The 12314-nt window shown below is 72.6% G+C and carries 13 protein-coding genes; 12 read left to right on the forward strand and 1 reads right to left on the reverse strand.

The genetic code is table 11. The features are described from left to right. The first annotated feature begins 119 nt into the window (after positions 1 to 119). The 8 genes from ACFQ87_RS01280 (at position 120) to ACFQ87_RS01315 (ending at position 8137) form a co-directional block, all read left to right on the forward strand. Entirely contained in the window at positions 120 to 1346 is a 1227-nt protein-coding gene (locus ACFQ87_RS01280; RefSeq protein WP_380608446.1) for a sensor histidine kinase, read from the forward strand. Between the two features lie 25 nt (positions 1347 to 1371). Continuing rightward, the gene (locus tag ACFQ87_RS01285) at positions 1372 to 2061 is read left to right on the forward strand and encodes a response regulator (RefSeq protein WP_380608447.1); all 690 of its coding nucleotides are present in this window, start codon (positions 1372 to 1374) and stop codon (positions 2059 to 2061) included. Positions 2062 to 2151: 90 nt separating this feature from the next. Further along, on the forward strand, positions 2152 to 3096 hold the full coding sequence (locus ACFQ87_RS01290; RefSeq protein ID WP_380608448.1) for a Rossmann-like and DUF2520 domain-containing protein: 945 nt from the start codon (positions 2152 to 2154) through the stop codon (positions 3094 to 3096). Positions 3097 to 3227: 131 nt separating this feature from the next. Beyond that, positions 3228 to 4133, forward strand: a complete 906-nt coding sequence (gene panC / locus ACFQ87_RS01295; RefSeq protein WP_380608449.1) for a pantoate--beta-alanine ligase — start codon at positions 3228 to 3230, stop codon at positions 4131 to 4133. A 45-nt stretch (positions 4134 to 4178) separates the two neighbouring features. Beyond that, the gene (gene panD, locus ACFQ87_RS01300) at positions 4179 to 4628 is read left to right on the forward strand and encodes an aspartate 1-decarboxylase (RefSeq protein ID WP_380608450.1); all 450 of its coding nucleotides are present in this window, start codon (positions 4179 to 4181) and stop codon (positions 4626 to 4628) included. A gap of 15 nt (positions 4629 to 4643) precedes the next feature. After that, a complete protein-coding gene (locus ACFQ87_RS01305) occupies positions 4644 to 6317 on the forward strand; it encodes an L-aspartate oxidase (protein WP_380608451.1) in 1674 nt (557 codons plus the stop codon). A 4-nt stretch (positions 6318 to 6321) separates the two neighbouring features. Further along, a complete protein-coding gene (gene nadC, locus ACFQ87_RS01310; protein ID WP_380608452.1) occupies positions 6322 to 7293 on the forward strand; it encodes a carboxylating nicotinate-nucleotide diphosphorylase in 972 nt (323 codons plus the stop codon). 58 nt (positions 7294 to 7351) lie between these two features. After that, positions 7352 to 8137, forward strand: a complete 786-nt coding sequence (locus tag ACFQ87_RS01315; protein ID WP_380608453.1) for a type III pantothenate kinase — start codon at positions 7352 to 7354, stop codon at positions 8135 to 8137. 7 nt (positions 8138 to 8144) lie between these two features. Here ACFQ87_RS01315 and ACFQ87_RS01320 read toward each other — a convergent pair whose 3' ends face one another. After that, positions 8145 to 8486 carry a hypothetical protein gene (locus tag ACFQ87_RS01320; protein ID WP_380608454.1) on the reverse strand — a complete coding sequence of 114 codons (342 nt, stop codon included), beginning with the start codon at positions 8484 to 8486 and terminating at the stop codon, positions 8145 to 8147. Positions 8487 to 8588: 102 nt separating this feature from the next. On the opposite strand from ACFQ87_RS01320, the gene ACFQ87_RS01325 reads away from it, so the two are divergent. The 4 genes from ACFQ87_RS01325 to ACFQ87_RS01340 all read left to right on the forward strand — a co-directional run bounded on the left by ACFQ87_RS01325 (position 8589) and on the right by ACFQ87_RS01340 (position 12311). Beyond that, positions 8589 to 9329 carry a hypothetical protein gene (locus ACFQ87_RS01325; protein WP_380608455.1) on the forward strand — a complete coding sequence of 247 codons (741 nt, stop codon included), beginning with the start codon at positions 8589 to 8591 and terminating at the stop codon, positions 9327 to 9329. Between the two features lie 92 nt (positions 9330 to 9421). Continuing rightward, positions 9422 to 10978, forward strand: coding sequence for a bifunctional lysylphosphatidylglycerol synthetase/lysine--tRNA ligase LysX (gene lysX, locus ACFQ87_RS01330; RefSeq protein ID WP_380608456.1), 1557 nt, complete (start codon positions 9422 to 9424; stop codon positions 10976 to 10978). A gap of 322 nt (positions 10979 to 11300) precedes the next feature. Then, entirely contained in the window at positions 11301 to 11765 is a 465-nt protein-coding gene (locus ACFQ87_RS01335; protein WP_380608457.1) for a BlaI/MecI/CopY family transcriptional regulator, read from the forward strand. 9 nt (positions 11766 to 11774) lie between these two features. After that, complete coding sequence (locus tag ACFQ87_RS01340; RefSeq protein WP_380608458.1) at positions 11775 to 12311, forward strand: amino-acid N-acetyltransferase; 537 nt, start codon at positions 11775 to 11777, stop codon at positions 12309 to 12311. Positions 12312 to 12314 lie beyond the last annotated feature (3 nt).

The raw sequence follows: 12314 nt of genomic DNA on the forward strand, positions 1-12314 counted from the left end.
GCTACCGGGCCTCCGGGAACCCCTCCCAACCGGAGCGGGGGCTTCTCCGACCTACGGAGTAGGACGGATCGCCCTACCGGCGGACCTGGGAACGTCGCGCGACTGCCTAGGCTTGAGACGTGCATCGACTCAACGCCTGGCTCCGCCGTCACCCCATGGTGGTCGACGCCGCCTGGGCGTCGATCGTGCTCTTCCTCGGCCTGCTGCCGAACTCCGACTACGGCGACAGCGGCTGGCGCCTCGACTCCGAGATCCTGGTCGCGGTGCTGCTGCCGCTGCTGATGGTCTTCCGTCGGCGCTTCCCCGACGTCACCGTCGCCGCCGCCACCGGCGTCGCCCTCGCCCAGGTGATCGCCGACGTCGAACCGGGCGGCTCCGCCATCGCCTACCTGGTCTTCGCCTACACCGGCGCCGCCTTCGGCCAGAAGTGGACCTCCAGGCTGGCGCTGGCCGCCGGACTGGCCGCCGGGCCGCTGACGTTCTGGCAGATGAACCCGCTGAAGACGACGGTGCAGGCCGGCGAGGCGCACTCCCGCCCGTACAACCTCGGCGAAGCATTGCTGATCATGGTGCTGATGAGCACCCCGTTCATCCTCTGCTGGGCCTGGGGCCGGCTGACCCGGGTGCGCCGCGCCTACCTGACCGAGCTGGAGGACCGCGCGTCCCGGCTGGAGCGCGAGCGGGACGCCCAGGCCAAGGTGGCGGTCGCCGCCGAGCGCGCCCGGATCGCCCGCGAACTGCACGACGTGGTGGCGCACAACGTCTCGGTGATGATCGTCCAGGCCGACGGCGCCGCGTACGTCCTCGACAACTCCCCCCAGCAGGCGAAGGAGGCGCTCGGCACGATCGCCTCCACCGGACGGCAGGCGCTGGTCGAGATGCGCCGCCTGCTGGGCGTGCTGCGCACCGCCGACACCGCCGAGGAGTACGTCCCCCAGCCGGGCGTCGAGGAGCTGCCGGAGCTGCTGGAGCAGGTCCGGACGGCCGGGCTGCAGGTGGACTACGCGACCTCCGGGCACCCGCGCGAACTGCCGCGCGGTGTCGAGCTGACGGTCTACCGGATCGTCCAGGAGGCGCTGACCAACGTCCGCAAGCACGGCGGCCCCGACGTGCACGCCCGCGTCGCGGTCGACTTCGGCGAACGCGAGCTGGCCGTCCTGGTGGAGGACGACGGGCGCGGCAGCACCGACGAACAGCTGGCCACCGGCGGAGCGGACGGTCTGGGCCACGGCCTGATCGGCATGCGCGAGCGAGTCGGCATGGTCAGCGGCAGCCTCGACGTGGGCCCCCGCCCCGGCGGCGGCTTCCGGATCCGCGCCGTCCTCCCGCTCAAGGCCGCACACTGACCCCCCGCCCCCTTTAGGAGCCACCTTGACCATCCGCGTGATGCTCGTCGACGACCAGGAACTGCTGCGCACCGGCTTCCGGATGATCCTCCAGTCCCAGGGCGACATCGAGATCGCAGCCGAGGCCGGCGACGGCGCGCAGGCCCTGGAGCTGCTGCGGCACACGCCGGTGGACGTGATCCTGATGGACGTGCGGATGCCGCGCCTGGACGGGGTGCAGGCGACCCGCCGGATCTGCCTGGCCGAAAACGGCAGCCCGCTGCCGAACGCCCCGCACGTGCTCATCCTCACCACCTTCGACCTGGACGAGTACGCCTTCGCCGCGCTCAAGGCCGGGGCCAGCGGCTTCCTGCTCAAGGACGTCCCGCCGACCGAGCTGGTGGCCGCGATCCGCGCGGTGCACGGCGGCGACGCGGTGGTCGCCCCGACCACCACCCGCCGGATGATCGACCGCTTCGCCGAGGTGCTGCCCACCCCGCAGAGCGCGCCCGGCTCGGACGTCCTCGGCCCGCTGACCGAGCGCGAGCGGGAGGTGTTCCTGCTGGTCGCCCAGGGCCTGTCGAACGGCGAGATCGCGGCCCGGCTGGTGCTCTCCGAGGCCACCGTCAAGACCCACGTCGGCCGGATCCTGGCCAAGCTCGGGCTGCGCGACCGGGTCCAGGCCGTGGTGCTGGCCTACGAGGCCGGACTGATCCGGGCCGGGGCGGCGGACTAGGGACGCCTGCTGGGGCCGCCCGTACACTGGGGCGGTACGTCCGGTACCCGCAGGTGGACTGGAACGGTCATTCAGGACAAGGGTGGGCGCGTGACTTCGTCCGAATTCGCCGACTTCGGCGACCCGAGCGACCCCGGCAACCGCCCGGCCCGCCTGGCCGTCGGCGTGGTCGGCACCGGCCGGGTCGGCCCCGCGCTGGGCGCCGCGCTGCAGCTCGCCGGGCACACCGTGGTCGCCGCCTCCGGGGTCTCCGCCGCCTCCCGCCGCCGCGCGGACGCGCTGCTGCCGGGCGTGCGGATCGTCACCCCGCCGCAGGTCATGGCCGCCGCCGACCTGGTCCTGCTGACCGTCCCGGACGACGCGCTGGCCGACCTGGTGGCCGGCCTCGCCGCCACCGGCGCCGTCCGCCCCGGCCAGCTGCTGGTGCACACCTCCGGCGCGCACGGCGTCGGCATCCTGGAGCCCGCCACCCGGGCCGGGGCGCTGCCACTGGCCCTGCACCCGGCGATGACCTTCACCGGCACCTCCGTCGACCTGGCCCGGCTGGCCGGCTGCCCGTTCGGCGTGACCGCCCCCGAGGAGCTGCGGCCGGTCGCCGAGGCGCTGGTGGTGGAGATGGGCGGGGAGCCCGAGTGGGTGCCCGAGGAGGTCCGCCCGCTCTACCACACCGCCCTCGCGCACGGCGCGAACCACCTGGTCACCCTGGTCGCCCAGGCGATGGACCTGCTGCGCACGGCCGGCGTCGCCGAGCCCGGCCGGATGCTCGGCCCGCTGCTCGGCGCGGCCCTGGACAACAGCCTGCGCTCCGGCGACGCGGCCCTCACCGGCCCGGTCGCCCGGGGCGACGCGGGCACCGTGCGGCGCCATCTGGCGCAGCTCAGTACGGTGTCCCCGGACATCCCGGCGGCGTATCGTGCAATGGCCCGCGCCACCGCCCAGCGGGCGGTGGCCAACGGGACTCTCTCGACCGACACTGCGGCCGCGCTTCTCGACATTCTCAACGAGGAGAAGCCTGGTGACTCCTCCCCGGCCTAAGCCGGGGCTTCTCACTCGGCCGCCGAAGCGGCCTCATGACGGACAAGCCCTGCCCGGTGCGTCACCGCACGGGACGGAGCGTTACAAGACGGCGGCACAGCGCGCAGCCGAATGATCGAAGGAGCGCAGGAATGGCGGGCAAGGCCCAGCGAAGCAAGCCCCAGCGGACGCCGAAGGTCCACCGGGCCGTCGTCACCCGCACCGTGGACGACTTCGAGGCCGCGTTCTGGCCGGACGAGCAGCCGGTGGACAACGCCGTCGTGATGACCATGGGCGCCCTGCACGAGGGCCACGCCGCGCTGATCCGGGCCGCCCGCAAGCAGGTCGGTCGGGAGGGCCGGGTCGCGGTGACGGTCTTCGTCAACCCGCTGCAGTTCGGCCCGTCCGAGGACCTGGAGCGCTACCCGCGCACCCTCGACGACGACGTGAGGCTGGCCGAGGACAACGGCGCCGACGTGGTCTTCGCGCCCTCCGTCGAGGAGGTCTACCCGAACGGCGAGCCGCAGGTGCGCCTGGCGGCCGGCCCGATGGGCGAGCGCTTCGAGGGCGCCACCCGGCCCGGCCACTTCGACGGCGTGCTGACCGTGGTCGCCAAGCTGCTGCACATCACCGACCCGGACTTCGCCTTCTTCGGCGAGAAGGACGCCCAGCAGCTCGCGGTCATCCAGCGGATGGTCGCCGACCTGGACTTCGACGTCGAGATCGTCGGCGTGCCGACCGTCCGCGAGGAGGACGGCCTGGCGCTGTCCTCGCGCAACCGCTACCTCTCCGAGGAGGAGCGCACCCGCGCCCTCGCCCTGTCCAAGGCCCTGTTCGCCGGCCGTGACGTCGCCGCGCAGGGCCCGAAGGCCGTGCGCGAGGCCGCCTCGGCCGTCCTGGACGGCGCCGAGGGTGTCACCCTTGACTACCTCGCCCTGATCGACCCGCACGACTTCACCGAGGCGGCGGACGACTTCCAGGGCGAGGCGGTGCTGGCCGTCGCCGCGAAGGTGGGCTCGACCCGCCTGATCGACAACGTCCGCATCATCGTTCGCTAGCAGCAACCCTCTTCAGGCATGCACTCACAGGAGGCGTGACCCCCAATGCTCCGCACCATGCTCAAGTCCAAGATCCACCGGGCCACCGTGACCCAGGCCGACCTGCACTACGTCGGCTCCGTCACGGTGGACGAGGACCTGCTCGACGCCGCCGACCTGCTCCCCGGCGAGCTGGTCCACATCGTCGACATCAACAACGGCGCCCGGCTGGAGACGTACACCATCGCCGGCCCGCGCGGCACCGGCGTGATCGGCATCAACGGCGCCGCCGCCCGCCTGGTCCACCCCGGCGACCTGGTCATACTCATCGCCTACGGGCAGATGGACACGGCCGAGGCCAAGGGCTACGAGCCGAAGATCGTCTTCGTGGACGAGCAGAACCGGATCACCGGCCTGGGCGGCGACCCCGCCGAGGCCCAGGAGGGCAGCGGACTGCTCCGAGGTGACCAGGCGTACCGTGGCGAAGACGGCGCGGCCACCGCGGCCACGCGCTGAAGGAGCCACTGAGCCATGTCCGTTACGCATCGCCTCACCGCCCCGACCCCCGGTTGGACCGCCACCACCGACGTGGTCGTGGTCGGCTCCGGGGTCGCCGGTCTCACCGTCGCCCTCAACGTCCGCAAGGCCGGCCTGCGGGCCATGGTGGTCACCAAGGCGATGCTGGACGAGGGTTCGACCCGCTGGGCCCAGGGCGGCATCGCCGCCGCCCTGGGCGAGGGGGACACCCCCGAGCAGCACCTGGACGACACCCTGGTGGCCGGCGCCGGGCTCTGCGACGAGGAGGCCGTCCGCACCCTCGTCACCGAGGGCCCGGACGCCGTCCGCCGACTGATCGCCACCGGCGCCCTGTTCGACCGCGACGAGGACGGCGAGATCCTGCTGACCCGCGAGGGCGGCCACCACCGCCGCCGGATCGCGCACGCGGGCGGGGACGCGACCGGCGCCGAAATATCGCGCGCCCTGGTCGCCGCCGTCCGCGACGACCCCGGCATCGAGCTGATCGAGCACGCGCTCGTCCTCGATCTGCTGACCGACGCCGAGGGCCACGCGGCCGGGCTGACCCTGCACGTGATGGGCGAGGGCCAGCGCGACGGCGTCGGCGCCGTCCGGGCCCGCGCGGTGGTGCTCGCCACCGGCGGCATGGGCCAGGTCTTCTCCGCCACCACCAACCCGGCGGTCTCCACCGGCGACGGCGTGGCGCTCGCACTGCGGGCCGGCGCCGCCGTCACCGACCTGGAGTTCGTCCAGTTCCACCCGACCGTGCTCTGGCTCGGTCCGGACGCCGAGGGCCAGCAGCCGCTGGTCTCCGAGGCCGTCCGCGGCGAGGGCGCCTACCTGGTGGACGCGGACGGCGTCCGCTTCATGGTCGGGCAGCACGAGCTGGCCGAACTGGCCCCGCGCGACATCGTCGCCAAGGCGATCACCCGGCGCATGCAGGAGCAGGGCGCCGAGCACATGTTCCTGGACGGGCGGCACTTCGGCGCCGAGATGTGGGAGCACCGCTTCCCGACCATCCTGGCGTCCTGCCGCGCGCACGGCATCGACCCGGTCACCGCGCCGATCCCGGTCGCCCCGGCCGCGCACTACGCCTCCGGCGGCGTCCGCACGGACCGGCTCGGCCGCACCAGCGTCCCGGGACTGTACGCCTGCGGCGAGGTCGCCTGCACCGGGGTGCACGGCGCCAACCGGCTGGCCTCCAACTCACTGCTGGAGGGCCTGGTCTTCGCCGAGCGGATCGCCGCGGACCTGGCCGAGCGGCACCGCGCCGGCGAACTGCCCGAGCGCACGGTGGACGTCGCCGCCGCGCGGGCCGCGCAGCCGGTGCCGCTGCCGCCCTCCGAGGCGCGGGCCGAGATCCAGCGGCTGATGTCGCGCGGCGCGGGCGTGCTGCGCTCGGCCGTCTCGATGGCCGACTCGGCGGCCGGGCTGGCCCTGCTCGCCGAGCAGGCCCACGCGCACATGGCCGAGGAGAAGCCGGCCGACCCCCGGGTGGAGACCTGGGAGGCCGCCAACCTGCTGCTGGTCGCCACCGCCCTGGTCGCGGCCGCCGCGCAGCGCGAGGAGACCCGCGGCTGCCACTGGCGCGAGGACTTCCCCGAGCGCGACGACGCCCACTGGCGGCGCCACCTGATCACCACCCTGACCGCCTCCGGCGACCCCGTCAGCACCCCTGAGGAGCAGTAGAACCATGACCCACTCCCACGAGGAACTCCCCCTGGCCGACCAGGCCGGCGGCTGCGGCGACGGCTGCGCCTGCGGGGACGGCGAGGGCTACGAGACCGGCCTGGACCCGCAGCTGGCCGAGCTGCTGGAGCAGGCCGGGCTGGACCCGATCGAGGTCGAGGACATCGCCACCCTGGCGCTGGCCGAGGACCTGGCCGGCGGCGAGGACGTCACCTCGGTGGCCACCGTGCCCGCCGACGCGGTCGCGACCGCCGACTTCACCGCCCGCCAGGCCGGCGTGGTGGCCGGTCTGCGGGTCGCCGAGGCGGTCGTCTCGCTGATCTGCGAGGAGGAGTTCGAGGTCGAGCGGCACGTCCAGGACGGCGACCGGGTCGAGGCCGGCCAGGTGCTGCTGTCGGTCCGCTCCCGCACCCGCGACCTGCTGACCGCCGAGCGCAGCGCGCTCAACCTGCTCTGTCACCTGTCCGGCATCGCCACCGCGACCCGGGCCTGGGCGGACGCCCTGGAGGGCACCGGCGCGGTCGTCCGGGACACCCGCAAGACCACCCCGGGCCTGCGCGCGCTGGAGAAGTTCGCGGTGCGCTGCGGCGGCGGCGCCAACCACCGGATGGCGCTCTCGGACGCCGCCCTGGTGAAGGACAACCACGTGGTCGCGGCCGGCGGCGTGGCCGAGGCCTTCCGGGCCGTCCGGGCCGCGTACCCGGAGCTGCCGGTCGAGGTCGAGGTGGACGCCCTGGAGCAGATCCCGCCGGTGCTGGAGGCCGGTGCGGACCTGATCCTGCTGGACAACTTCACCGTCGAGCAGCTGAAGGAGGCCGTCACGCTGGTGGCCGGCCGGGCGAAGCTGGAGGCCTCCGGCGGACTGACCCTGGCCAGCGCGCGCGAGGTCGCCCAGACTGGTGTCGACTACCTGGCCGTGGGCGCGCTGACCCACTCCTCGCCGATCCTGGACATCGGCCTGGACCTGCGCGCCTGACCGTCGGGTCGAGAGCAGCCCCCGCCCCGACCCTGTCCCGACTCGCAGAAAGCGCCCCATGCTCCTCACCATCGACGTCGGCAACACCCAGACCACGCTCGGCCTGTTCGACGGCGAGGACGTGGTGGAACACTGGCGGATCTCCACCGATCCGCGCCGCACGGCCGATGAACTGGCGGTGCTGCTGCAGGGGTTGATGGGCAACCACACCGCGGCCCGGGAGGCCGCGGTGGAGGGCCTGGCGATCTGCTCCTCCGTTCCCGCCGTGCTCCACGAGCTCCGCGAGGTGACCCGCCGCTACTACGGCGACGTCCCCGCGGTGATCGTGGAGCCCGGCGTGAAGACCGGGGTGCACGTCCTGATGGACAACCCGAAGGAGGTCGGCGCGGACCGGATCGTCAACGCGCTGGCCGCCAACCACCTGTACGGCGGCCCGTGCATCGTGGTCGACTTCGGCACCGCGACCACCTTCGACGCCGTCAACGCCCGCGGCGACTACGTCGGCGGGGCGATCGCCCCCGGCATCGAGATCTCGGTCGAGGCGCTCGGCGTCCGGGGCGCCCAGCTGCGCAAGATCGAGCTGGCCCGCCCGCGCAACGTGATCGGCAAGAACACCGTCGAAGGCATGCAGTCCGGCATCCTCTACGGCTTCGCCGGGCAGGTCGACGGACTGGTCGAGCGGATGGCCCGGGAGCTGGCCAAGGACCCGGACGACGTCCAGGTGATCGCCACCGGCGGCCTCGCGCCCCTGGTCCTCGGCGAGGCCGCCACCATCGACGTGCACGAGCCCTGGCTGACCCTGATCGGCCTGCGCCTGGTGTGGGAGCGCAACCGGACGAGCTGACCGTCGGTCAGGGCCCCGACGGGGCGGACAGCGCACCCCCGGCAGCGGTGGGCGCCTGCGGCGGGTTGTCCCGCAGCACCGCCACCACCCGCTTCCAGCGCGGGTCCGTCGCGACCTTCTCCAGCTGGTCCGGCGTCAGCGGTGGGTCGGCCCGGGTGACCGGCGATCCGGCCTCCAGCGGCAGACAGGCGGAGCGGTGGAGCGGCCGGGCCCGGGCGGCCGCGAAGGCCTGGAAGCCCTCGTCCCGCCGTCGGCCCCGCGCCGTCCACTCCCGGCCGTCCGGATTCACAGCGCCCGGCCCCCCTCCATCGCCCTCCCCTGGCATCTGGATGACCTGGTTCACCCTCACGCGCGTTACACCTCGGACGAAAGGTTTCTTCAGCGGGCCGAACGTGGTGAATTCGGCGCGACGTTACCGACAAATCGGATATTCCTCACGTAGTGTCAACCCATGCCTACGCCACACGGATCGCGCGGCGGCATGGCCTTCAGCGCCGACGAAGTCCGCGTGCTGCGCCGAGCCCTCGCCCAAGCCCTGCACCCTGCCGTCCCCATCCACCACCAGGGGCCCGACCGGACGGCGTTCGCCGGGCCGGGCCTCGAACTGTGGGCGGAGGACGTCCAGGAGGCCCTGCGCCTGACCGAGGCGATCGACGAGGCCGTCCAGGAGGGCGGCCGACTGCGCGCCTTCCTGCTCGCCGACCTCGGCCGCTACCGCTCCGCCCTGCCCGGCAGCGCCCCCGGCTACCTGGAGCGGCTGGAGGAGGCCGTGACCGACGGCTACCTGCCCGGCCCCGAGGACCTCACCGCACTGCGCGGGCTGACCCGCCAGCCCTGCGGCCAGGGCGAGCGGGCCCGCCGCTCCCGGCTGGCCGGGCGCTGCCACGCGCTGGCCGAGGCCGCGGTCCGCGAACGGCTCGCCCTCACCAGCGGGCAGCCGCGCCACCTGGTCGCCGTACCGAACCCCGCCGCACCCTCGAGCAGTCACCCCACCCCTGTAGGAGGACGGACCACGATGAGCAGCACCGACTCCGGCCCGGAGCAGCCCGCCGCCGCGAAGAACCCGCCCCGCCCGCACCGGATGCCCACCCCGGCCGAGCTCTTCGGCCGCCGGCCCAAGCCGCCGGCAAACCCCGCCCCACCGGCCGACGAGACCCCGGAGGAGATCGAACTCCGCACCGGCACCGGCTGAGCCCCCGCCCCCGAGGGGAGACCGTCGCCACGGTCTCCCCTCACGCGTTATCCGGTCGCGGAGCACGGTGTACGGCTGGCTACCCTTGTGGGGTGAGCGATCAGAGCGTTATTCCCGCGACCGACGACCTTCCCGAGCAGATGCGCGTCCGGCGCGAGAAGCTGGACCGGCTCCGCGAGGCCGGTGTCGACCCGTACCCGGTCGGCTTCCCCCGCACCAGCACCATCGCGGACCTCCGGGCCAAGCACCCCGACCTGGAGCCCGACACCGCGACCGGCGAGCGCGCCGGCATCACCGGCCGGGTGATCCTCTCCCGCACCGGCGGCAAGCTCTGCTTCGCCACCCTGCGCGACGGCACCGGCGACCTCCAGGTGATGCTCTCCCTGGACAAGCTGGGCGCCGAACGGCTGGCGGCCTGGAAGTCCGACATCGACCTCGGCGACCAGGTCGGCGTCGAGGGCGAGGTGATCACCTCCAAGCGCGGCGAGCTGTCGGTGATGGTGGACCGCTGGGAGCTCACCGCCAAGTGCCTGCGCCCGCTGCCGGACAAGCACAAGGGCCTGACCGACCCGGAGGCCCGGGTCCGCCAGCGCTACGTCGACCTGATCGTGAACCCCGAGGCCCGCGAGATCCTGCACCTGCGCAGCAAGGTCGTCCGCTCGATCCGCCGCACCTACGAGGACCGCGGCTACATCGAGGTCGAGACCCCGATGCTGCAGCCGGTGCACGGCGGCGCCAACGCCCGTCCGTTCAAGACCCACATCAACGCGTACGACATCGACCTCTACATGCGCATCGCGCCCGAGCTGTACCTCAAGCGGCTGGTGGTCGGCGGCGCCGAGAAGGTCTTCGAGATCAACCGCAACTTCCGCAACGAGGGCGCGGACTCCACCCACAACCCGGAGTTCACCTCGCTGGAGTCGTACGAGGCCTACGGCGACTACAACACCCAGGCCGAGCTGATCCGCGAGACGATCATCAACGCCGCCCGGGACGCCCTGGGCACCACGGTGATCAAGGGCCTGGACCCGCACGGCGTGGAGCACGAGATCGACCTGGCCGAGCCGTGGGACGAGGTCAGCGTCTACCCGGGCATCTCCGCCCACCTGGGCGTCGAGGTCACCCCGGAGACCGGCGTCGAGGAGCTGCGCAAGCTGGCCTTCGACCACGACATCCCGTTCGAGAAGAGCTGGGGCCACGGCCAGATCGTGCTGGAGATGGTCGAGCGCCTGCTGGAGGAGAACGCCGTCCGGCCGACCTTCATCAAGGACTACCCGACCGAGGTCTCCCCGCTGACCCGCCAGCACCGCACCGTCGCGGGCGTGGCCGAGAAGTGGGACCTGGTGATCTTCGGCACCGAGATCGGCACCGCCTACTCCGAGCTGATCGACCCGGTCGAGCAGCGCGCCCGCCTCACCGCGCAGTCCCTGCTGGCGGCCGGCGGCGACGTCGAGGCGATGCAGGTGGACGAGGACTTCCTGCGCGCCCTGGAGTACGCGATGCCCCCCACCGGTGGCCTCGGCCTCGGCGTGGACCGCCTGATCATGCTGCTGACCGGCAAGAACATCCGGGAGACCGTGCTCTTCCCGCTGGTGAAGCCGGAGCCCAAGGCTTCCGCCGCGACGGCGGAGAAGACCGAGGAGGAGTGACCTGATGGACTACGTCAGCGCGATCGTGCCGCCGCTGGTCATGGCGATCGGCTTCGGCTTCCTGGTGCGGGCCATCATCCGCAGCCAGGGCGGGGCCCAGAAGGCCAAGGAAGACATCGACTGAGCTCCCGGGTGCCGCCCGGCCATCCCGGGCCCTCGGGGGGCGTCCCGGGGCCTTCCCCGCGAGCGAACCCGCGACTGACGCCGTCAGCCGCCCGAGAACGACCCACGCGCCGCCATTCCCGATTCCCGGGGGTGGCGGCGCGCCGGTTTGGCGCACTTCACAAGATTTGCCCCATTCACTCCCTATCCTGGCGGCACTATGGTCCGGCAACTCGGCGAACTTGAGAACGCCATCATGACCCGGGTGTGGCGGTGGAACCGACCGGTGACGGTTCGCGAGGTTCTCCTGGATCTGCAGTCGGAACGCGAAATCGCGTACACCACGGTGATGACCGTCCTGGACAAGCTGCACAGAAAGGGCTGGCTGCGCCGCGAGCGGGCCGGCCGGGCCTATCGATATGAGCCGGTCTCCTCGCGCGAGGCGTACACGGCGGCTCTGATGAACGACGCATGGGCCACCAGCGACAATCCCGCGGCCGCCCTGGTGCACTTCTTCGGCCTGATGTCGCCCGAGCAGCGCGAGGCACTCCGGGACGCCTTGCGGGTGGCAGCGTTGTTCCCATCCGATCCAGCAGCAGCTCCGCCCACCGGGGATTCCGCGCAGGACGTGCCGGATAGCGCCGGACCGGATACCGGGGAGACCGCGCCGGGGGCGACGCGATAACGTCCCGCCATGGAGGTCACCATCCGCCGCGCGCGGACCACGGACGTACGGGCCGTACGCGGGCTCATCGACGCCTACTCGCGCGACGGCATTCTGCTGGACAAGCCCACTGTCACACTGTTCGAATCCGTCCAGGAGTTCTGGGTCGCGGAGCGCGACGACAACGGCGTGGTGGTGGCCTGCGGCGCCCTGCACGTGATGTGGGAGGACCTCGCCGAGGTCCGTACGCTCGCGGTCGATCCGTCCTGCCGGGGCCACGGGATCGGGCATCTGCTGCTGGAGAAGCTGGTGCAGACGGCCCGCTGGCTCGGCGTCCGTCGGATTTTCTGCTTGACGTTCGAGGTTCCGTTCTTCGCGAAACACGGTTTCGTCGAGATCGGGGAGCTCCAGGAAACCGATGATGGTACGACAGACCCGGCGGCGATCGCTACGGATGTCTATGAAGAACTCCTCCGCTCGTACGATGAAGGTGTCGCGGAGTTCCTTGACCTGGAGCGGGTGAAGCCCAACACGTTGGGCAACTCGCGCATGCTGCTGCACCTCTGAGCG

This window comes from Kitasatospora sp. NPDC056531 (assembly GCF_042794375.1).
Classification (GTDB): Bacteria; Actinomycetota; Actinomycetes; order Streptomycetales; family Streptomycetaceae; genus Kitasatospora.

What these genes read in the sequence shown, in the direction of transcription:
- panD (WP_380608450.1), top strand. Translation starts at nt 4,179, where the DNA reads ATGCTCCGCACCATGCTCAAGTCCAAGATCCACCGGGCCACCGTGACC.
- panC (WP_380608449.1), top strand. Translation starts at nt 3,228, where the DNA reads ATGGCGGGCAAGGCCCAGCGAAGCAAGCCCCAGCGGACGCCGAAGGTC.
- ACFQ87_RS01340 (WP_380608458.1), top strand. Translation starts at nt 11,775, where the DNA reads ATGGAGGTCACCATCCGCCGCGCGCGGACCACGGACGTACGGGCCGTA.
- ACFQ87_RS01325 (WP_380608455.1), top strand. Translation starts at nt 8,589, where the DNA reads ATGCCTACGCCACACGGATCGCGCGGCGGCATGGCCTTCAGCGCCGAC.
- nadC (WP_380608452.1), top strand. Translation starts at nt 6,322, where the DNA reads ATGACCCACTCCCACGAGGAACTCCCCCTGGCCGACCAGGCCGGCGGC.
- ACFQ87_RS01315 (WP_380608453.1), top strand. Translation starts at nt 7,352, where the DNA reads ATGCTCCTCACCATCGACGTCGGCAACACCCAGACCACGCTCGGCCTG.
- ACFQ87_RS01305 (WP_380608451.1), top strand. Translation starts at nt 4,644, where the DNA reads ATGTCCGTTACGCATCGCCTCACCGCCCCGACCCCCGGTTGGACCGCC.
- ACFQ87_RS01335 (WP_380608457.1), top strand. Translation starts at nt 11,301, where the DNA reads ATGGTCCGGCAACTCGGCGAACTTGAGAACGCCATCATGACCCGGGTG.